General features: G+C 63.1%; 19 protein-coding genes. 11 read left to right on the top strand and 8 right to left on the bottom strand.

Annotation, left to right across the window (positions count from 1 at the left end; translation table 11 throughout):
• Positions 1-330: 330 nt before the first annotated feature.
• The 4 genes from ACNPAA_RS18170 to purH all read right to left on the bottom strand — a co-directional run bounded on the left by ACNPAA_RS18170 (position 331) and on the right by purH (position 4,635).
• The gene (locus ACNPAA_RS18170) at positions 331-885 is read right to left on the bottom strand and encodes a cytochrome b/b6 domain-containing protein (RefSeq protein ID WP_223955773.1); all 555 of its coding nucleotides are present in this window, start codon (positions 883-885) and stop codon (positions 331-333) included.
• Positions 866-1,240, bottom strand: a complete 375-nt coding sequence (locus ACNPAA_RS18165) for a cytochrome b562 (protein WP_010675612.1) — start codon at positions 1,238-1,240, stop codon at positions 866-868. The genes ACNPAA_RS18170 and ACNPAA_RS18165 overlap by 20 nt, the downstream gene beginning before the upstream one ends.
• A 406-nt stretch (positions 1,241-1,646) precedes the next feature.
• Complete coding sequence (gene purD, locus ACNPAA_RS18160; RefSeq protein ID WP_161470265.1) at positions 1,647-2,936, bottom strand: phosphoribosylamine--glycine ligase; 1,290 nt, start codon at positions 2,934-2,936, stop codon at positions 1,647-1,649.
• A gap of 106 nt (positions 2,937-3,042) precedes the next feature.
• The gene (gene purH / locus ACNPAA_RS18155) at positions 3,043-4,635 is read right to left on the bottom strand and encodes a bifunctional phosphoribosylaminoimidazolecarboxamide formyltransferase/IMP cyclohydrolase (protein WP_417891937.1); all 1,593 of its coding nucleotides are present in this window, start codon (positions 4,633-4,635) and stop codon (positions 3,043-3,045) included.
• Positions 4,636-5,067: 432 nt separating this feature from the next.
• Here purH and zntR point away from each other — a divergent pair, with 432 nt between their 5' ends.
• From zntR to ACNPAA_RS18140, 3 genes are all read left to right on the top strand, one after another.
• A complete protein-coding gene (gene zntR, locus ACNPAA_RS18150; protein ID WP_049636097.1) occupies positions 5,068-5,505 on the top strand; it encodes a Zn(2+)-responsive transcriptional regulator in 438 nt (145 codons plus the stop codon).
• Positions 5,495-6,031 carry a dihydrofolate reductase family protein gene (locus ACNPAA_RS18145; RefSeq protein WP_319903323.1) on the top strand — a complete coding sequence of 179 codons (537 nt, stop codon included), beginning with the start codon at positions 5,495-5,497 and terminating at the stop codon, positions 6,029-6,031. Before zntR ends, ACNPAA_RS18145 begins: the two co-directional genes overlap by 11 nt.
• A 107-nt stretch (positions 6,032-6,138) precedes the next feature.
• Positions 6,139-6,357: an alternative ribosome-rescue factor A gene (locus ACNPAA_RS18140; RefSeq protein WP_010675607.1), complete on the top strand. Its 219-nt coding sequence runs from the start codon at positions 6,139-6,141 to the stop codon at positions 6,355-6,357.
• A gap of 116 nt (positions 6,358-6,473) precedes the next feature.
• Here ACNPAA_RS18140 and hemW read toward each other — a convergent pair whose 3' ends face one another.
• Positions 6,474-7,619: a radical SAM family heme chaperone HemW gene (hemW, locus tag ACNPAA_RS18135; RefSeq protein WP_408763104.1), complete on the bottom strand. Its 1,146-nt coding sequence runs from the start codon at positions 7,617-7,619 to the stop codon at positions 6,474-6,476.
• A gap of 132 nt (positions 7,620-7,751) precedes the next feature.
• Positions 7,752-8,348 carry an RdgB/HAM1 family non-canonical purine NTP pyrophosphatase gene (gene rdgB / locus ACNPAA_RS18130; protein ID WP_010675605.1) on the bottom strand — a complete coding sequence of 199 codons (597 nt, stop codon included), beginning with the start codon at positions 8,346-8,348 and terminating at the stop codon, positions 7,752-7,754.
• Positions 8,349-8,582: 234 nt separating this feature from the next.
• On the opposite strand from rdgB, the gene ACNPAA_RS18125 reads away from it, so the two are divergent.
• From ACNPAA_RS18125 to ACNPAA_RS18115, 3 genes are all read left to right on the top strand, one after another.
• Entirely contained in the window at positions 8,583-9,746 is a 1,164-nt protein-coding gene (locus tag ACNPAA_RS18125; RefSeq protein ID WP_039040832.1) for a multidrug effflux MFS transporter, read from the top strand.
• A gap of 103 nt (positions 9,747-9,849) precedes the next feature.
• A complete protein-coding gene (locus ACNPAA_RS18120; RefSeq protein WP_041213888.1) occupies positions 9,850-10,899 on the top strand; it encodes an oxidoreductase in 1,050 nt (349 codons plus the stop codon).
• A gap of 306 nt (positions 10,900-11,205) precedes the next feature.
• Positions 11,206-11,451, top strand: coding sequence for a hypothetical protein (locus tag ACNPAA_RS18115; RefSeq protein WP_010675602.1), 246 nt, complete (start codon positions 11,206-11,208; stop codon positions 11,449-11,451).
• Positions 11,452-11,531: 80 nt separating this feature from the next.
• On the opposite strand, the gene ACNPAA_RS18110 is transcribed toward ACNPAA_RS18115, so the two are convergent.
• Both ACNPAA_RS18110 and ACNPAA_RS18105 read right to left on the bottom strand, forming a co-directional pair.
• A complete protein-coding gene (locus ACNPAA_RS18110; protein ID WP_010675601.1) occupies positions 11,532-11,987 on the bottom strand; it encodes an NfeD family protein in 456 nt (151 codons plus the stop codon).
• Positions 11,984-12,907 carry an SPFH domain-containing protein gene (locus tag ACNPAA_RS18105; protein WP_029314806.1) on the bottom strand — a complete coding sequence of 308 codons (924 nt, stop codon included), beginning with the start codon at positions 12,905-12,907 and terminating at the stop codon, positions 11,984-11,986. Before ACNPAA_RS18105 ends, ACNPAA_RS18110 begins: the two co-directional genes overlap by 4 nt.
• A gap of 197 nt (positions 12,908-13,104) precedes the next feature.
• On the opposite strand from ACNPAA_RS18105, the gene cysG reads away from it, so the two are divergent.
• The 5 genes from cysG to cysC all read left to right on the top strand — a co-directional run bounded on the left by cysG (position 13,105) and on the right by cysC (position 19,722).
• The gene (cysG, locus tag ACNPAA_RS18100; protein WP_319896298.1) at positions 13,105-14,529 is read left to right on the top strand and encodes a siroheme synthase CysG; all 1,425 of its coding nucleotides are present in this window, start codon (positions 13,105-13,107) and stop codon (positions 14,527-14,529) included.
• 104 nt (positions 14,530-14,633) lie between these two features.
• Positions 14,634-15,602, top strand: coding sequence for a sulfate adenylyltransferase subunit CysD (gene cysD / locus ACNPAA_RS18095; RefSeq protein WP_052815215.1), 969 nt, complete (start codon positions 14,634-14,636; stop codon positions 15,600-15,602).
• 23 nt (positions 15,603-15,625) lie between these two features.
• Positions 15,626-17,053 carry a sulfate adenylyltransferase subunit CysN gene (gene cysN, locus ACNPAA_RS18090; protein ID WP_417891936.1) on the top strand — a complete coding sequence of 476 codons (1,428 nt, stop codon included), beginning with the start codon at positions 15,626-15,628 and terminating at the stop codon, positions 17,051-17,053.
• 4 nt (positions 17,054-17,057) lie between these two features.
• On the top strand, positions 17,058-18,782 hold the full coding sequence (locus ACNPAA_RS18085) for an SLC13 family permease (RefSeq protein ID WP_042007068.1): 1,725 nt from the start codon (positions 17,058-17,060) through the stop codon (positions 18,780-18,782).
• A gap of 346 nt (positions 18,783-19,128) precedes the next feature.
• Positions 19,129-19,722, top strand: a complete 594-nt coding sequence (gene cysC, locus ACNPAA_RS18080) for an adenylyl-sulfate kinase (protein ID WP_201872793.1) — start codon at positions 19,129-19,131, stop codon at positions 19,720-19,722.
• Positions 19,723-20,058 lie beyond the last annotated feature (336 nt).

Genomic DNA, 20,058 nt, shown 5'->3' with positions numbered 1-20,058 from the left:
GCGATTGGGCCGCTGCCCACAGGAGTGGTTGAGGGCCGTGGTCAGGGCGTGCATCGAGAAGACAGATTATCCCATCCCGGCAGAACTGATGCCGTCAACCCCGTCCTGGTGAATAGATACCAACAAACAACCTCGTTCAGCTCCGTAGCATTCATGAAATCGACGTAGTTGAAAATCGAACAAGCTGAATTAATTAAGAAATGTGAATGAAAATGCTTTCATGCCATTCGGTGGCAGCAGGAGGATGCAGAGGGGAGCAGATCGGTGCGAGCTCCCGTCAAGCGGGTAGCGAAGGGGATGAACAGGGGCCCCGCAGGGCCCCGTGAACGTTCAGACGTTGGGTTCCTGCTGCCCGGTACTGGCCCGGGCACGACGCCCTGGCAGCATGCGGGTGACCAGGTTGCTGCGCTGGCGCCAGGAGGTGTAGGCGATGGCGCACAGGTGCAGGGCGATCATGCCCTGGAGTGCCCAGGTGCACCACTCGTGCCAGTCGTCCGCCCCCAGATCGAAGCCGGTCTCGGTGTTCTGGAACCAGCCGGTCCCTGCGGTGGCGAGAACCAGCAGCCAGAGTGCCCAGACCGCCAGCTTGCCGCTGCCGTGATGGCCCGGGGTGGGCGGGGTCCGTTCGCGCAGGGCGTCGGCCTGATGGCGAAAATCCTCCCGGCTCGGGATGAGGGCGCGCAGGCGGGCGTGGCCGCGAGCGAAGGTGAGCCCCCACAGCAGGCGTATGCCGATGAGCACCATGACGGCGTATCCCATCCGCTCGTGCCACTCCTCGCCCGCCTCGTTGAGCCAGAGGTTGCCGATACAGATGGCCGCCACACCCCAGTGGGTGAGGCGCACCAGAGCATCCCAGTGGAAGGGATCAGCCTTTTTGCTTGGCATAGTTGTGGTACTCCTTCTTCAGGTCGTTGACCTTGGCCAGGTGCTCGCGCGCCTTGGCTTCGTCACCGGCCTGGAGGGCTGCCAGGCTGGCATCCAGCTCGGTCTGCACTTCGGTCATGCCTTCCAGGAACTTCTCCTTCTTGGCGGCGGGCATGTTCTTGCCCTTGGCGACGTCCAGCTGGGCCTTCATCTCCTTGATGTATTTCTCCATGGTGGCCGCGTCGTCGGCCTTGACGGCCTGCTTGTAGTTGAAGCCGATCTTCTTCATCGGCTGCTCCAGATCGCCGGCCATGGCAGGCAGGGCCATCAGGCCGAACATCAGGGGCAGCAGCAGGGGACGCACAGTTTTCAGCATGGGATTTCCTTATGAGACGACGAGATTGCAGGTTGTTATAGCACTCATTTGAGTGCGGTTTCACACATCATGATGCCATGAAAGGGCGATCATTGTATGAAGAAAGTGCGACCAATTGTGACGAATTGTGCAGGGGATTGCTGTGGGAATGTAGCCGAAAGAGAATGGCCACCGGATCTCGCCTCCGGCTGGGATACAAGGGCGCGCATCTGGTCCGGAAAGGGTCCCTCAGGCAGTGAATCATGCTGCCATTTTTTATCATATATCGGTTTTTTAAAGTCAAGTGAGTTTTTTCTGGTGTTTTTGTTTTTGAAAGCCGCCACCCACGGACGATTACACTGCCCGTACAGACGCCGTGCAACAAAAAAAGGGCCCGCAGGCCCTTTGAGTGATCGGGATCCGGCCCTTATTCGGCCTGCTCGCGCTCGATGGCACGCCAGCCGATGTCCTTGCGATAGAAGATGCCGTCCCACTGGATGCGGCCAGCCAGGGCATAGGCCCGCTGCTGGGCTTCCTGCACCGTGTGGCCGAGGGCGGTGGCGCACAGCACGCGGCCACCCTGGGTCAGGCTGGTGTGTCCTTCCAGGCGGGTGCCTGCATGGAACACCTTCTCCCCTGCCACTTCGTCCACCGGCAGGCCGCTGATGGGGTGGTTGCTGGTGTAGTCGCCGGGATAGCCACCCGCTGCCAGCACCACGCCGATGGCGGCACGGGGGTCATAGACGGCTTCCTTCTGATCCAGCTGGCCGGCGCAGGCGGCGAGACAGAGATCCACCAGATCGGACTGCATCCGCAGCATGATGGGCTGGGTTTCGGGGTCGCCGAAGCGGCAGTTGAACTCGATCACCTTGGGGTTGCCCTCGGCATCGATCATCAGGCCGGCGTAGAGGAAGCCGGTGTAGACGTTGCCCTCGGCCGCCATGCCGCGCACGGTCGGCATGATCACCTGTTCCATCACGCGCTGGTGCACTTCGTCGGTCACCACGGGGGCCGGGGAGTAAGCCCCCATGCCGCCGGTGTTGGGACCGGTGTCACCGTCGAAGGCGCGCTTGTGATCCTGGCTGGTGGCCATGGGCAGCACGTGCTCGCCGTCCACCATGACGATGAAGCTCGCCTCTTCCCCGTCCAGGAACTCTTCGATCACCACCCGGGCGCCAGCATCGCCGAAGGCATTGCCGGAGAGCATGTCACGCACCGCAGCTTCCGCCTCGTCGAGGGTCATGGCGACGATCACCCCTTTGCCGGCGGCCAGACCGTCGGCCTTGATGACGATGGGAGCGCCCTTCTCGCGCAGATAGGCCAGCGCTGGCTCCACCTCGGTGAAGTTCTGGTAATCGGCGGTGGGGATGGCGTGGCGGGCCAGGAAGTCCTTGGTGAAGGCCTTGGAGCCTTCCAGCTGGGCGGCGGCGGCGGTCGGGCCGAAGATGGTCTGATCGGCGGCGCGGAAGGCATCGACCACCCCTTTCACCAGGGGGGCTTCCGGCCCGACGATGGTGAGGCCGATCTGGTTCGCCTTGGCGAAGGCCAGCAGGCCCTCGATGTCGGTGGCCTGGATGGCGACGTTCTCGATGCCCGGCTCAAGCTGGGTGCCCGCATTGCCCGGTGCCACGAAGACCTGGGTCACCAGGGGGGAGTGTTTGGCCTTCCAGGCCAGGGCGTGTTCACGGCCGCCGTTGCCAATGATCAGTACTTTCATCGTCTCGCTCGCTTCTGTCTGAGTTCACTGGCGCTGCGGTGGCAACCTGCCAGTGGAAAGGATCCGGTGCTAAAGAGGCAGGGCCGCCATCGGCGGCCCTGGGCTGTCAGTGACGGAAATGACGCATGTTGGTGAACACCATGCACATGCCGTGTTCGTTGGCGGCATCGATCACCTCCTGGTCGCGCATCGAGCCACCTGGCTGGATGACGCAGGAGATGCCCGCGGCAGCGGCGGCATCGATGCCGTCGCGGAACGGGAAGAAGGCGTCGGAGGCCATGACGGAGCCCGCCACGGTCAGCCCTTCATCCTCGGCCTTGATGCCGGCGATCTTGGCAGAGTAGACGCGGCTCATCTGGCCGGCGCCCACGCCGATGGTCTGGCCGTTCTTGGCGTAGACGATGGCGTTGGATTTGACGAACTTGGCGACCTTCCAGCAGAACAGCAGATCCTGCAGCTCGGCCTCGGTGGGTTGACGCTGGCTGACCACGGTCAGATCCCCGAGCGTCACCATGCCCAGATCGCGCTCCTGCACCAGCAGGCCGCCGTTGACGCGCTTGAAGTCAAAGCCTTGCGCCGGGGCAGTCCACTGGCCGCACTCCAGCAGGCGCACGTTCTGCTTGGCGGCGACCGCCTCGCGGGCTGCCTGGCTGATGCTGGGGGCGATGATCACTTCCACGAACTGGCGGGCGACGATGGCCGCGGCGGTCTCGCCGTCCAGTTCGCGGTTGAAGGCGATGATGCCGCCAAAGGCCGAGGTGGGGTCGGTCTGGTAGGCGCGATCGTAGGCTGCCAGCAGGTCGTCACCGATGGCGACGCCGCAGGGGTTGGCATGCTTGACGATGACGCAGGCCGGTTCGCTGAACTCCTTCACGCACTCCAGCGCCGCGTCGGTGTCGGCAATGTTGTTGTAGGAGAGGGCCTTGCCCTGCAGCTGGATGGCGCTTGCCACCGAGCCCGGCGCGGCCTGCTCTTCGGCGTAGAAGGCGGCAGCCTGGTGGCTGTTCTCGCCGTAGCGCATGTCCTGCTTCTTGATGAACTGGCTGTTGAAGGTGCGGGGGAAGCGGGACTCTTCGTCGCCTTCCTTGTTTTCGCCGTAGGAGGGCACCTGGGTGCCGAAGTAGTTGGCGATCATGCCGTCGTAGGCGGCGGTGTGCTCGAAGGCGGCGATGGCCAGATCGAAGCGGGTGGAGAGGGTCAGGCTGTTGCCGTTGCCATCCATCTCGGCGATGACGCGGTCATAGTCGGAGGCCTTGACGACGATGGTGACGTCCTTGTGGTTCTTGGCAGCGGAGCGGACCATGGTCGGGCCGCCGATGTCGATGTTCTCGACGGCGTCTTCCAGGGTGCAACCGGCTTTGGCCACGGTGGCGGCGAAGGGATAGAGGTTGACGACGACCATGTCGATGGGGGAGATAGCGTGCTCGGCCATGATGGCGTCATCCCGGTCGCGACGGCCGAGAATGCCGCCGTGTACCTTGGGATGCAGGGTCTTGACCCGGCCGTCCATCATCTCGGGGAATCCGGTGTAGTCGGACACCTCGGTCACCGGCAGGCCCGCATCGGCCAGCAGCTTGGCGGTACCACCGGTGGAGAGCAGGGCCACACCACGCGCATCGAGTGCCTTGGCAAATTCCAGGATGCCAGTCTTGTCAGACACACTCAGCAGTGCACGGCGAATGGGTCGAGCTTGTTCCATCACACTATCGTCCTCAGCATAACGGGGACCGTTCCATGGGAGGCGAGGCTCAACACACAGAGAGTCCCCAAATAAATGGAAGTGGGGGATTTCGCAAACCACTCTCGCCCGGGGCGGCCGTTGGCAAAAGCGTTTTAGGAAATGCCCGCTTGACGCGACGCTCTCTTGTGGGCGCGTATTCTACACAAAAAATGTGACCTGTGGTGGATTTTTTAAAGAGACAAACCCTTGTGGGATGCGGCGTTAAACGTTTTCTGGTGAATTTTTGTGAAACGTTTGTCTTTTCAGTGTTTTGGGGATAAATGGCCGGCAAGTGAGGGGTTAGCTGCTGCTTTCCTGCCTTTGACTGGCAATCGCCGGGCAAAGAGGTGATAGTGGAGGCCGGTTTATATTGAGTACCATGTCGGGAATGTCATGCGGGGGGAGAGGACCATGTATCGGATCGGTGAACTGGCCAAGGCGTGCGGGGTGAAGGCCGACACCCTGCGCTTTTACGAGAAGAACGGCCTCATCTCGCCGGGCATTCGCAACGAATCCGGCTATCGCCTCTACGGGGAGCAGGACAAGCGGCGGCTGGAGTTCATCATCCGCGCCAAGTCGGTGGGCTTTTCCCTCGCGGACATCGGCGAGCTGCTCACCCTGGACACCAACAAGGCCAAGGTCACCTGCCAGGAGGTGAAGGCGGTGGCCGACACCAAGCTCGAACAGGTGGAGCAGAAGCTCCTGGAGCTGACCCGTTTTCGCGAGAACCTGAAGGCCCTCTCCGACATCTGCTGCGGCGGCCCGCGCTCGGCGGAGCACTGCGCCATCCTCGAGACCCTGGAGTCCGGCGCCCCTTCCCGCCACGAGCATCACGACCATGAGCACTGAGCTGCGTCGGCCCCGGGTCTCCGCCTTTCTCGCCCTCTCCCTCGACGGTTTCATCGCCGGGGAGGGGGGCGATCTGGCATGGCTGGCCCCCTATGGTGGCGACGGGCCGGAGGAGACCGGCTACAGCGCCCTGATGGTGAGCGCGGACACCCTGCTGATGGGGCGCAACACCTACGATATCGTGAGCGCCTTTCCCGAGTGGCCCTACGGGGACAAGCCGCTGGTGGTACTGACCCACAGGCCCGCCGACCCCCGTCCTCGGGTCGCGTTCAGGCAGGGGGCGCTGGCGCAGGTGCTGGACGAGTTGTGGCAGGGGGGAAGCCGTCACCTCTATCTGGATGGCGGGGAGCTGGTGAGGCAGGGTCTGCAGGGTGCCCTGGTGGACGAGCTGACCCTGTTCTGGGTACCGGTCACCCTGGGGGGCGGGATCCCGCTCTTTACCGGGCCTCTCCCCGCAGGGTTGAGACCGGTGTCGAGCGCTGTGCTGCCAAGCGGCCTGGTGCGGGTTATCTATCACCCCGCCTGACAGCTTGCACGGGGGAGGCAAGAGGCGCACAATCGGCGCGTTTTTCGCCATCTGCCCTTCCAGGCAGGGACGATAGGCAAACACGACAACCCCATCAAGGAGCCCATATGGCCAAGAAGAAGGTGACCTGTGTCACCGCCGAACCCGCCTGCGAACATCAGCGCGGCATCATTCAGGACAACCACCTCAAGGCACTGGTGACCTCCCCCCTGTTCCAGGCCCGGGTCGAACCGAGCAAGAAAGGCAAGGGCAGCTATCAGCGCAAGGCCAAACACGGCAAGCGGTGGGAGCCCGGCCAACAGCAGATGGCAAGCGTCTGCTGCTGAGCGGGTTCCTGCCGCAAGGCATCAGCTAACACAATCAGGGCGCCAATGGCGCCCTGATTGTTTTTCTATTCGCTGGTGCTGACTTGCGGTCTTGACGCAAGAGAGTGAACCCGTGCTCACTCGTCCATAAAGAGTTCGAGCAGCACGTTGAGGTAGCGATGCCCGAGGGACGTGAGCTGCCAGCTGTCGCCGAGATCCTCGATAAGCTCCTTGGTCCGGGCGATGGCGAGCATGGTCTCTACCCGCTCCAGCGGTAGCCCCGTGAAGGCCTCGAACTCCGCCTTGGGGGCGGGTTCAAACAATCTGAACCGGTTCATGAAGTACTCGAGCGGCAGATCGTCCGCGCTCACCTGCCATTGGCTGTCCAGATAGGGGCGGCTCGGATCCAGATAACCTTTCGGATGCTTCACCTTGGCGGTGCGCAGGATCTGCTGGTTGGCAAGATCCGTCACCTTGCCGTGGGCGCCGCAGCCGATCCCCAGATAGTCGCCAAAGCGCCAGTAGTTGAGGTTGTGGCGGCACTGATACCCCTCTTTGGCATAGGCCGAGATCTCGTACTGCTGATAGCCCCGGGCGGTCAGCATGGCGTGGCCCTGCTCGTAGATGTCCCACAGGGTGTCATCTTCCGGCAACGTGGGAGGCTTGGAGGCGAACGCCGTGTTCGGCTCTATGGTGAGCTGATACCAGGAGAGGTGCGGCGGCGCGCAGTCGATGGCCTGCTGCAGGTCGTAGAGCGCATCGTCCAGGCTCTGATCCGGCAGGCCGTGCATCAGATCCAGGTTGAAGGTGGGAAGCGCGATGGCGTGGGCCAGTTCGGCGGCCTTGCGAGACTCCTCGGGGCCGTGGATGCGGCCGAGCCGGGTCAATTTCTCCTGCTGGAAGCTCTGTACCCCGATGGAGATGCGGTTGATACCGGCCCGCTGGAAGCCGGCGAACTTGTCCGCCTCCACCGTGCCCGGGTTGGCCTCCATGGTGATCTCGCAGTCCGGGGCGAGGGCGATGCGTGCGCGCACCCCGTCCAGCAGCGCCTGCATGGCGTCGACGGAGAGCAGGCTCGGCGTGCCGCCACCGATAAAGATGGAAGAGAGGGGGCGCCCCTGGGCCCAGTGCAGGTCTTGCTCCAGATCCTCCAGCAGGGCGGCAACGTACTCGAGGTGGGGCAGCTCTCCCTTCTGGGCGTGGGAGTTGAAGTCGCAGTAGGGGCACTTCTGGACGCACCAGGGCACGTGGATATAGAGGGAGAGGGGCGGCAGTTGCAGCATGGGATTTCCAGTATTCAACAATCAAAAGGGGTCGGGTGGCCCTGGTTGCCGGTGACAACGGGCGGGGCGCCGCGAATGAAACGGGGGCCGACGGCCCCCATTGTAGATGACAACGCGGCGGGAGACAGCGCTTTAGTTGACCGCCGCCAGGGCCGCTTTGAGCTTGGCCAGGGCCTGGCCGCGATGGCTGAGCTGGTTCTTGAGCTCCGCCGGCATCTGGGCCGAGGTGCAGTCGTGGTCGGGGACGAAGAACACGGGGTCATAGCCGAAGCCGTGCTGGCCGCGGGGTTCGTCGATGATCATCCCCTCCCAGCTCGCCTGGCAGATAATGGGGGTGGGATCGTCGGCGTGGCGCATGTAGACCAGCACGCACCAGAAGCGGGCGCTTTTCAGGTAATCCGGCGCGCCCTTGAGCTCGGCCAGCAGCTTGTCGATGTTCTCCTTGTCGCTGGCACCGGCACCGGCAAAACGGGCGGAGTAGACGCCGGGGCGGCCGTGCAGCAGATCCACTTCCAGACCGGAGTCGTCGGCCACGGCGGGCAGGCCGGTGACGCGGGCGGCGTGGCGGGCCTTGATGATGGCATTCTCGACGAAGGTGGTGCCGGTCTCGTCGGCATCGGAGACTGCAAACTCGCTCTGCGGGATCACCTGGATCTTCATATCGGCCAGCATGGCGGCCAATTCCTTCACCTTTTTCTGGTTCCCTGTTGCCAGGACAAGCTTGTTCATCACACACCTCCGCAAAAATAATCTGCGCATTCTATGCGGGGGAGGGGTTTAGTAAAAGCGCCAATTGCCCGGGATCCGGTGCCAACGGGGGATCCTGGTTCCACCCCCTGAGAGGTAGAAGAGATACATGTTTCCAGCAGAGAATAACCGAAGTGATTAAATACCATTTCAATTCATTACTCTGAGTCAGTAGACTCGCGGCCCAATCGATATTCCTAGGGCTTGAGGTGACTGATGCCATTGATTCTTTTGCTTGTACTCCTGGTGTTGTTCAGCCCGCTGGCCATCGACATCTATTTGCCTGCCATCCCCCAGATGGCCGAGCAGCTGGGGGCCGAAGTGACCCTGATGCAGGGCACCATCACCTGGTTCCTGTTCAGCATGGGGCTGGGGCAACTGCTGGTGGGGCCGCTCGCCGATCGCTACGGGCGCAAACCCATTGCCCTGGGGGGCGTGCTGCTCTACGGCCTGAGCGCCCTGGCAGCCGGCTTTGCTGCCAGCCTGGGCGAGCTGATGCTGGCGCGAGTGCTGCAAGGCTTCGGGGCCTGCGCCACCTCGGTGGCCGCCTTCTCGGTGGTCCGTGACAGCTATGGCCCCAAGAAGAGCGGTCAGATGATCTCCTATCTGAACGGTGCGATCTGCTTTATCCCCGCACTGGCGCCCCTGCTGGGTGGCTGGCTCACCGCCAAGGCGGGCTGGTCGGCGAACTTCTGGTTCATGGCGGGTTACGCCGTCGTGGTCGGCAGCTGGCTGCTGTGGCGGATGCCGGAAACCCGCCCTGAGGAGACCAGCAGTGCTGGCCCGCTCATCAGCTGGTCCCGCTACAGCCCGGTGCTGCGCTCCCCGAGCTTCCTGTTCAACGCGGCGCTGTGCATGCTGGCGATGGCGGTGATCCTCGCCTACGTGACGGCGGCACCGGTACAACTGATGGTGACCCTGGGGCTGGACATGAGTGGCTTCAGCCACTGGTTCACCGCCAATGCGGCACTCAACATCCTGGCCTGCTTCCTGGCCCCGCGCTTCATCGCCCGGGTAGGGCCAAGACGGACCCTGCGCATCGGCCTGCTGGTGCTGCTGCTCTCCGCCATCACCCTGACCCTGGCCATGCACATCCCGCACCCGCTGGCCATGATGGGCCCGGTGTTCCTCTCCAGCATCGGCTTTGCGATGATCCTGGGCGCCGCCGCGGGCATGGCGCTGGCCCCCTTCGGCCACTGCGCCGGCACTGCGGCCGCCCTGCTCGGCCTGTTCCAGATGAGCGGCTCCGGCGCCCTGGTGGGGATCACCGGTTGGCTGATGCCGGATCCCCTGAGCCAGCTGGCCCTGCACATGTGGCTGCTGCTGCCCCCGCTGGTGATGCTGATGACCCGCCAGGGCCGGCGCTTGTGTTTGCAATAAATCCTGTGCTCTGATGAGCACACTCAGGGGGCCTTGAGCCCCCTTCTCTTTTTCAGGTGACCTCGCCTGCCTCGCATGATCACAGACCCGTGGAGAAAACCGGATGAGCCACACAATCAACGCCGCCCTGGTGGGATACGGCTTCGCAGGACAGACCTTTCACGCCCCCTTCCTGGCCACGACCCCGGGCCTGACCCTGCGCTGGGTGGTGAGCCGGGATGCCGCCAAGGTACAGGCCGCGTTGCCCGGCACCCGGGTCGGCACCCTGGAGCAGGTGCTGGCCGATGACAGCCTCGATCTGGTGGTGATCGCCACCCCCAACGACACCCACGCCCCCATCGCTCGCGAGGCCCTGCTGGCGGGCAAGCACGTGGTGATCGACAAGCCGTTCGCCCTGGATCTGGCCGAAGCGAAGGCGCTGGTCGAGTTGGCGGAGAAGCAGCAACGGCTGCTCAGCATCTTCCACAACCGGCGCTGGGACGGGGACTTCCTCACTGTGCGCCGTCTGCTGGCGGAGGGGGCGTTGGGGCAAGTCGCCCAGTTCGAATCCCACTTCGACCGTTATCGCCCCGAGGTGCGCCAGCGCTGGCGCGAGGCGGGCGGCCCGGGCTCCGGTCTCTGGTTCGATCTCGGCCCCCATATCCTGGATCAGTCGCTCCAGCTGTTCGGCCAGCCGGACTGGTTGCAGGCGGATCTGGGCAAGCAGCGCCCCGGGGCCCTGGCGGACGACTACTTCCATGTGGTGCTGGGTTACGGCGAGATGCGGGTCATTCTGCACGGCAGTTGTCTGGTGTCGGCCGTGATGCCCCGCTTCGTGGTGCACGGCAGTCAGGGCTCCTTCATCAAGTTCGGCATGGACGTGCAGGAGGAGCAGCTCAAGGAGGGCAAGCGGCCTCCGGCGGCGGACTGGGGCGTGGATCCCGCCCCCGGCCAGCTCAGCCAGATCCGGGACGGTCAGCTCGTGCAGCAGACCGTGGCCGGCGAGGCGGGGGACTACGGCGCCTACTATCGCGGCGTCTGCGCCGCCATCCGGGGAGAAGGGGAGAACCCGGTGCCGGCCGACGAGGCTCTGGCGGTGATGGCCTTGCTGGACCTGGCCCGGGAGAGCGACCAGCAGGGGCGGCGCCTGCCTTGTCAGAAGCTGTCTGACTGACGGCGTTATCCGGCAGCGCGGAGAGCCTGACAGAAAGACAATGGCTGACTGGCAATTGCCAGGTAATTGGCGATTTGTTGTGCGAATCTGGTGATGAATGGGTGTTTTATATTAATATTTGTCGTTGCAGCAGTGTTTCTTATCATGCCAACGAGAAAATATCATTGTGATACGCGTTTTCATCGGCCGCATATGGGGATATATTTCGCGCGCCTTCGGGCTCCAGCGGCCGGTGTGCCGACAGGAGCCGGGGCGTACAGTGATGGTCCCTGCACCATCTCTCCATCTTTTTTTGAGGGTATGCACATGAACAAAGTACTGGTAGCCGGTATCCTGGGTCTGATGTTGACCGCCTGTGGTCAGAAAGAAGAAGCTGCCGCTCCGGCTGCGACCCCGGCCGCAGACGTTGCTGCCACTGTCGAGAAAGCCGCTAGCGAAGCGTCTGCTACCGTCGAGAAGGCTGCTTCCGAAGCTTCCGCTACTGTCGAGAAGGCTGCCGCTGACGTGGCCACCAAGGCTGAAGCTGCTGTGAGCGATGCCAAGGCCAACTAAGCCAGCACCTCATTGAAAAACGGGCCCGGCGCACTCGCGCCGGGCCCGTTTTTTTATGGCCATGGCGGGGCGTTGCCCGGTCAGCCGAGGGGTTCCACCAGCAGGATGTGGGAGTCGGCCCCCACCACCTTGACCCGGCTGCCGGCCGGCAGCGGCGCGTTGCAGCGCACCGTCCAGACGGTGTCGTCCAGATGCACCCGGCTCATCCCCTGGCTGACCTCGTCCAGCAGGGTCAGCTCGCGGCCCATGTAGCTTTGCATCCGCTCGTTGATGGGAGCGGCGGCATCCAGCCCGGAGCGATCCCGGCGATGCTGCCAGCGCCACCAGGCCCAGGTGGTGAGCAGGGATTGCAGGGCGAAGAGCAGCAACTGCGCCTGCCAGCCGAAGGGCCAGACCAGCAGCAAGAGTCCCACCTCCAGGGCGGCGATGCCGGTCCAGAGCAGAAAGCCCACCGACCCCATCACCTCGATGGCCAGCAGCACGAAGCCGAGTCCCAGCCAGTGCCAGTGGGTCAGCCCCTCGAACAGGGCTGTCATGATTTGCCCGCCTTGCCGTCTTTGTTGAACAGCTCGGCCATGCCCGCCACCGAGCCTATCAGGCTGCCCGCTTCCAGGGGCATCATGATGATCTTGCTGTTGGGGCCTTCACCGATGCGGGCCAGGGCCTCGGTGTATTTCTGGGCTACGAAGTAGTTGATGGCCTGCATGTCGCCCTCGGCAATCGCCTGGGAGACCATGTGGGTCGCCTTGGCTTCCGCCTCGGCGGCCCGCTCCCGCGCTTCGGCGGCGAGGAAGGCGGCCTGACGCTCACCTTCGGCTTTCAGGATCTGGGACTGCTTCTCCCCCTCGGCCTTCAAGATCTTGGACTGGCGCACCCCTTCGGCCTCCAGCACCTCGGCCCGCTTCTGGCGCTCGGCCTTCATCTGGGCGTTCATGGCTTCCACCAGGGCGAGCGGCGGGCGCACATCCTTGATCTCGATCCGGGTCACCTTGATGCCCCAGGGGGCGGTGGCCGCATCCATGGTGCGCAGCAGCTTCTCGTTGATGGTGTCGCGCTGGGAGAGCATCTCGTCCAGCTCCATGGCGCCGAGCACGGTCCGCATGTTGGTCATGGTGAGATTGCGGATGGCGCTGGTGAGATCGTTGACCTCATAGCCCGCCTTGCGGGCATCCACCACCTGCACGAAGCTGATGGCATCGATGGTGACGTTGGCGTTGTCCCGGGAGATCACCTCCTGGGCCGGAATGTCCAGCACCTGCTCCATCATGATGATCTTGTGGCCGATGCGGTCGATGTAGGGGATCAGCAGGTTGAGGCCCGGGGAGAGGGTGCGGGTGTAGCGGCCGAAGCGCTCCACGGTCCAGTTGTAACCCTGGGGCACTATCTTGATGCCGGCACTCAGGGTGGCGAGTACCAGGAATATGAAGATCCCCAATACAATCAATGACTCATTCATGATTAAGCTCCTTATGAAACACTTTCACTAGCCTAGGGTCTGGTGCCATCCACCACAAGCAGATTCGCTTCTCTATTGCCGCCACACGGCTTTACTAATTACCAAAACGCATTAAAGAGCATTTTTTATTATTTTGAGGGATAAGCGCTCCTGCCTATAGTCGCCCCAGATGTCGCGATGCCGAGGAGCGGGCCCTGATGGATTATTTACCTATGTTTGCCAGGTTGGAAGGCCGCCCGGTACTGCTGGTGGGCGGGGGCGAGGTTGCCCTGCGCAAGGCGCGCCTGCTGCTGGCGGCAGGTGCCCGGATCACCCTGGTCTCTCCCATGCTCGAGCCCGAGTTCCATGAATTTGCCGGTCGCTTCACCCATGTGGCGGCGCGTTTCGACCCGGCCCACCTGGCAGGGCAGATCCTGGTGGTGGCCGCGACCGACGATCTCGAGGTCAACGCCCTGGTCTACCAGAGCGCCACCGAGCGCGGTCTGTTCGTCAACCTGGTGGATGACCCCGAGCGCTCCAGCTTTATCTTTCCCTCCATCATCGATCGCAGCCCCATCGTGGTGGCTGTCTCCAGCGGCGGCAAGGCCCCCGTGCTGGTGCGCCTGTTGCGCGAGCGGCTCGAGAGCCTGCTGCCCCGCCATCTTGGCGGTCTGGCGGAGCTCTCCGGCCGGGTGCGCCGCCGGGCCAAGCAGGTGCTGGCCTCCCTCTCCGATCGCCGCCGCTTCTGGGAGCGCGCCTTTGCCTCCAACACCCTGGCCGGTCTGATTGAGAAAGCCGATTGGCAGGGTGCCGAGCAGTGGCTGAACGAGGGACTGGACAAAGCCCGTACCGAAGTGGGAGAAGTGGTGCTGGTAGGGGCGGGCCCGGGGGATCCTGGCCTGCTGACCCTCAAGGCGCTGCAACAGATCCAGCAGGCCGAAGTGGTGCTCTATGACCAGCTGGTCTCCCCCGAGATCCTGGACCTGGTGCGCCGCGACGCCACCCTGGTGTCGGTCGGCAAGAAGGCGGGTGCCCACAGCGTGCCCCAGGAAGAGACCAATCGCCTGCTGGTGGAATACGCCAAAGCGGGTAACCGGGTGGTGCGCCTCAAGGGGGGCGATCCCTTCATGTTCGGTCGTGGCGGCGAGGAGCTGGAAGTGCTGGCCGAGGAGGGCATTCCCTTCTCCGTGGTGCCCGGCATCACCGCCGCCGCCGGTGCCACCGCCTATGCGGGCATTCCGCTCACCCACCGCGACCATGCCCAGAGCGCCGTCTTCATCACCGGCCACTGCCAGAAGGAGGGCAAGGAGCCCGACTGGCAGCAGCTTGCAGCCACCAACCAGACCCTGGTCATCTACATGGGGCTGATGCGCTCCGAGCATATCCAGCAGCAACTGGTAAGCCATGGCCGACGCGCCGCCACCCCCATCGCCATCATCGAGCGGGGCACCACGGCCCGCCAGCGGGTGCTGACCGGCACCTTGGCGGATCTGGCCGAGCTGGCCCAGCAGGCGGTGAGCCCGTCGCTTATCGTCATCGGTGAAGTGGTGGCCCTGCGCCAGCAACTCGCCTGGTTTGGCGAACAGGGGCAAGGGCAGGAGGCAGAAAGCGGCCACGAACTCAAGCTGGTGAGCCTGGCCTGAGAGGCGAGACCCGAATCGATTTGACGGTGCGGCCAAGGCGGCACCGAACTGAACCAACACCGCGCCCCGAGCAGGTGCGATAGCAATGAACCGAGGACCCAGACATGGACCGTGAAAGACTGACCCAACTGCAGCCATCCGATGCACAGAGCATCCGTGCAGGTGTCACCCGCGAGCGACTGACTCACCTGCAGCAACTGGAAGCCGAGAGCATCCATATCATCCGCGAGGTGGCCGCCGAATTTGAAAACCCGGTGATGATGTACTCCATCGGCAAGGACTCCTCCGTCATGCTGCACCTGGCCCGCAAGGCCTTCTACCCGGGCAAGATCCCCTTCCCCATGCTCCACGTGGACACCAACTGGAAGTTCAAGGAGATGATCAAGTTCCGGGACGAGACCGCCAAGAAGTACGGGCTGGATCTCATCGTCCACAAGAACCCGGACGGTCTGGCCATGGACATCAACCCCTTCGTGCACGGCAGCAGCAAGCACACCGACATCATGAAGACCGAGGGGCTCAAGCAGGCGCTCAACAAATACGGCTTCGACGCCGCCTTCGGTGGTGCCCGCCGCGACGAGGAGAAATCCCGCGCCAAGGAGCGCGTCTACTCCTTCCGTGACAAGTCCCACCGCTGGGATCCGAAGAACCAGCGCCCGGAGCTGTGGCGCGTCTACAACAGCCAGGTCAACAAGGGGGAGAGCATCCGTGTCTTCCCGCTCTCCAACTGGACCGAGCTGGACATCTGGCAATACATCTATCTCGAGAACATCGACATAGTCCCGCTCTACTTCGCGGCCATGCGCCCCGTGGTGGATCGCGGCGGCATCAAGATCATGGTGGATGACGATCGCATGCCCATCGGCCCGGAAGACGAAGTGAAGCAGGAGCTGGTGCGCTTCCGTACCCTCGGCTGCTACCCGCTGACCGGGGCCATCGAATCCAATGCCACCACCCTGCCGGAGATCATCGAAGAGATGCTGATCACCACCTCGAGCGAGCGGCAAGGGCGGCTCATCGACCACGATCAGGCAGGCTCCATGGAGCAGAAGAAGCGTCAGGGCTATTTCTAAAAAATGTTCTAAGGAATCGCAACATGAACAACCACATTCAGACCGCCATCAGCGAGCAGGGCATTGAAGCCTACCTGCACGCTCAGCAGCACAAGAGCCTGCTGCGTTTTCTCACCTGCGGCAGCGTGGACGACGGCAAGAGCACCCTCATCGGCCGCCTGCTGCACGACTCCCAGCAGATCTATGAAGATCAGCTCAAAGCGCTGGAGTCCGACAGCCAGAAGCTCGGCACCACCGGCGAGAAGCTGGACCTGGCCCTGCTGGTGGACGGCCTGCAGGCGGAGCGCGAGCAGGGCATCACCATCGACGTGGCCTACCGCTATTTCTCCACCGCCAAGCGCAAATTCATCATCTCGGACACCCCGGGCCATGAGCAGTACACCCGCAACATGGCCACCGGCGCCTCCACCTGCGATCTGGCCATCATCCTGATCGACGCCCGCAAGGGGGTGCTGGATCAGACCCGCCGTCACAGCTTTATCGCGAGCCTGCTCGGCATCAAGCAGTTCGTGGTGGCAGTGAACAAGATGGACCTGGTGGAGTTCAGCCAGGAGGTGTTCGAGCGCATCAGCTTGGAGTACCGCGAATTCGCCAAGAAGCTCAGCGTCGACACCATCCACATCGTGCCGGTCTCGGCCCTGGACGGTGACAACGTGGTGAACCCGAGCGACAAGCTGGCCTGGTACCAGGGCGAGACCCTGCTCTCCTTGCTGGAGTCTGCCGAAGTGGAGCGCGAGCTGGAGCGTCACCCGGTGCGCCTGCCGGTGCAGTACGTGAACCGCCCCAACCTCGATTTTCGCGGCTTCGCGGGGACGCTCGCCTCCGGCATCCTGCGGGTGGGCGACAAGCTTGCCGTGCTGCCGTCCGGCAAAGAGAGCACGGTGACCCGCATCGTCACCTTCGACGGGGATCTGGAGTACGCCCTGCCGGGTCAGGCCATCACGGTCACCTTTGCCGATGAAATCGACATCAGCCGGGGCGACCTGCTGGTGGATGCGGCGAAAAAGCCCCAGGTGACCCAGAACCTGCTGGCTCACATCGTCTGGATGGGGGAAGAGTCCCTGCAACCGGGCCGGGTCTATGACGTCAAGCTGGCCACCAAGAAGAGTCGTGGCCAGGTGGAGGCCATCCGCCACCGCATCGAGATCAACAAGCTCGACGAGCTGCCCGCCTCCGAGCTCAAGCTCAACGAGATCGGCCTGTGCGAATTCAGCCTGACCGACCCGGTGGCGTTCGACCCCTACAAGGAGATCCGCGACACCGGCAGCTTCATCCTCATCGACCGGCTGACCAACGTCACCGTCGGTGCCGGCATGATAGTGGAAGGGCTGGCGGCCAAGGTGATGGCAGGGCAATACAGCGAGTTCGAAGTGGAGCTCAACGCCCTGGTGCGCAAGCACTTCCCCCACTGGCAGGCGCTGACCATCAGCAACGATTCCGGCAAGGAGTAAGCCCATGACCTGGCAACAATCCCTGGTGCTGGGTCTGCTGGCTGCCCTCGTCGCCCTGCTGATCCAGGGCAAACTCCGGCCGGCGCTGCTCTTCTCGGGCGCCGTGCTCATCACCTACCTGAGCGGCCTGGCGGACATCAACGCCGTGGTGGCGGGCTACACCAACAGCGCCCTGCTGACCCTGGTGTTGCTGCTGCTGGTGTCGCTCGCGGTGGAGAAGACCCGGGTCATGAGCTGGTTTGCCAACCTGGTGGGCACCGGCTCCTTCAACAAGGTGCTGGTGAAGGTGTGGTTTTCCACCGCCTTCCTGTCGGCCTTCGTCAACAACACCGCCGTGGTGGCGTCCATGCTGGGAGCGGTCAAGCGCAACCCCAACCATGCGCCCTCCCGGCTGCTGTTGCCCATGTGCTTCGCGGCGACCTTTGGCGGTGTGCTGACCCTGATCGGCACCTCCACCAACCTCATCGTCAACAGCTTCCTCATCAAGATGGGGGCCAAGCCGCTCGGCATGTTCGACTTCTTCATGGTGGGGGCGGGGACCCTGCTGACCGGCCTCATCGCCGTGCTGCTGTTTGCCCGCCACCTGCCGGAGCAGGACACCGAGATGAGCCGGGAATCCGGCTATTTTCTCGAGGCCAAGGTGGGCCCTGGCTCGCCCATGGCCGGGCGCAGCGTCAAGGAGAACGGCCTGCGTAGCCTGAAAAGCCTCTATCTTGCCGAGATCATCCGGGGCAACCAGGTGATTTGCCCGGTGCAGCCGGAACACGAGCTGCACGAGGGGGACATGCTGCTGTTTTGTGGCGACGTGGAGAGCGTCGGCGTGTTGCAGGAGCTCAAAGGGCTGGATCTCTACGGCCAGCATCGCCTCAACGGCCAGCACCTGGTGGAGGTGATCGTCAGCCACAGCTCGCGCCTGGTGGGTCAGACCATCAAGGATGCGGAGTTTCGTACCCACTTCGATGCGGTGGTGCTGGCGGTGCGCCGGGGCGAGACCCAGCTCACCGGCGGCCTCGGCCAGATTGAACTGCACGCAGGGGATACCCTGCTGCTGGCCCCAGGCCCCAAGTTTGCGGGCAACAAGTCCCTCTCCCGCGAGTTCGTGGTGGTGAGCGGGCTGGAGGCCTCCACCCGGCTCGATGCCACACGCAGCGCCGCCGTGGTGGCGGGGTTCCTCGGGGTGCTGACCCTGTCGGTGCTCGATCTGGTGCCGCTCTTCAAGGGGCTGCTGGTGATGCTGGTGGTGCTGCTGTTTTCACGCATCCTGACCCTGGACGAGATCCGCCGCCGCTTTCCCCTGGATATCTGGCTGGTGGTGGGCGGGGCGCTCGCCATCGCCGATCAGCTGGAGAAGAGCGGCCTGGCCAAGCTCATCGCCGACTGGCTGATGGGGGAGTTCAACGGGGCCAGTCCCTTTATCGCCTTCGTGGGGATCTATCTGTTTACCCTGGTGCTGACGGAGTTGATGAGCAACAACGCGGCGGCGGCCCTGGCCTTCCCCATGGGATTCCAGCTGGCGCTCAGCATGGACGTCTCCACCATGCCGTTCATTCTGGCGGTGCTGTTCGGGGCGAGTTCCAGCTTTATCCTGCCCTACGGCTATCAGACCAACCTGATGGTCTATGCGGCGGGCAACTACAAGATGCCGGATTATCTCAAGCTGGCCCTGCCGGTCTCCCTGGCCTACAGCATCGGGGTGATCGTCATGGTGCCCCTGCTGTTTCCGTTTTAATGTCTGATACCGGGGAATGTGTTAAGGGCTGCTTATGTTAACGCGGCTTTTATCAAGGCTGCTTATGATGCAGGGGAGTGCCAGGGCACTGGCATCCGGGCGTGAGCGCCAATCAGGGGGAGTTGCATGCGCAATATCAGGGCATCAGCACCTTGCCGCCTCATGGTGCGAGGCGGCTTCCCGCGGTAGCGGACAGTGTCAGTATTGAGGCGTGAGTGCCAATCAAGGAGTGTTGGATGAGCAATGCCATGGCATCAGCACGTTGTCGGCTGATAGTCCGAGGCGGCTCCCCGTGGTGCCGGACAGTTTAAGTTTTGAGGCGTGAGCGCCAATCAAGGAGTGTTGGATGAGCAATATCGTGTGGCATGCCCATGCCGTCGACAAACAGAGCCGGGCCGAACAGAAGGGGCAAAAGCCCCTGGTGATCTGGTTCACCGGGCTCTCCGGGGCGGGCAAGTCCACCCTGGCGGGGGCACTGGAGCAGGCGCTGGCCGCCTCGGGCAAGCACACCTATCTGCTGGATGGGGACAATGTGCGCCACGGCCTCTGTGGCGATCTGGGCTTCGATGACGCCGCCCGCCAGGAGAATATCCGCCGGGTCGGCGAGGTGGCAAAACTCATGGTGGATGCGGGCCTTATCGTGCTCACCGCCTTTATCTCGCCATTTCGTGCCGAACGGGATCTGGTGCGCAATCTCGTGGGGGAAGGGGAGTTTGTCGAAGTCTTTGTCGATGCGCCGCTCGCTGTTTGTGAAGAGCGCGATCCCAAGGGGCTCTACAAAAAAGCGCGGGCAGGGGAAATTCGCAACTTTACCGGTATCGACTCCGCCTATGAGGCCCCCGAGCAACCGGAGATCCATCTGCTCAACGCCGGCAAGCCGGTAGAAGCGCTGGTGGAGGAGTTGCTGACTGCACTAAGGCAGCGGGGGTTGATCGACTGAGGTCGATTGCTCATACCGATCATAAATAAACAAGGGGGCGTTTGCCCCCTTGTCGCTGCTATTTCTTCATCGAGTTCTTTGGATATATAGCACCTCGACCCTTGTGCTAAGGAAGGTGCGAATAAGCGGGGAAATTCTTCTCGGCTGACTCAGTCATTTCATTTTTTCAGTTTGAGCCGATCTTTTCTCCCGTAAATGCCTTGAATCAGCCTATTTAGACCGTTTCTTCGCCATTTAAGGCGTTATTCCCAGTTTTTAGTGAGATCTCTCCCACTGACGTATCATTTGGTCCGCCCGAAACAGGTTGGCCAGCGTGAATAACATCGCCAGTTGGTT

The organism is Aeromonas sp. PS2Canimalfood6, assembly GCF_048276795.1.
GTDB lineage: Bacteria > Pseudomonadota > Gammaproteobacteria > Enterobacterales > Aeromonadaceae > Aeromonas > Aeromonas caviae.
Note: the sequence above shows the minus strand (reverse complement) of the source record. Positions and strands in the feature narration are given on the sequence as shown.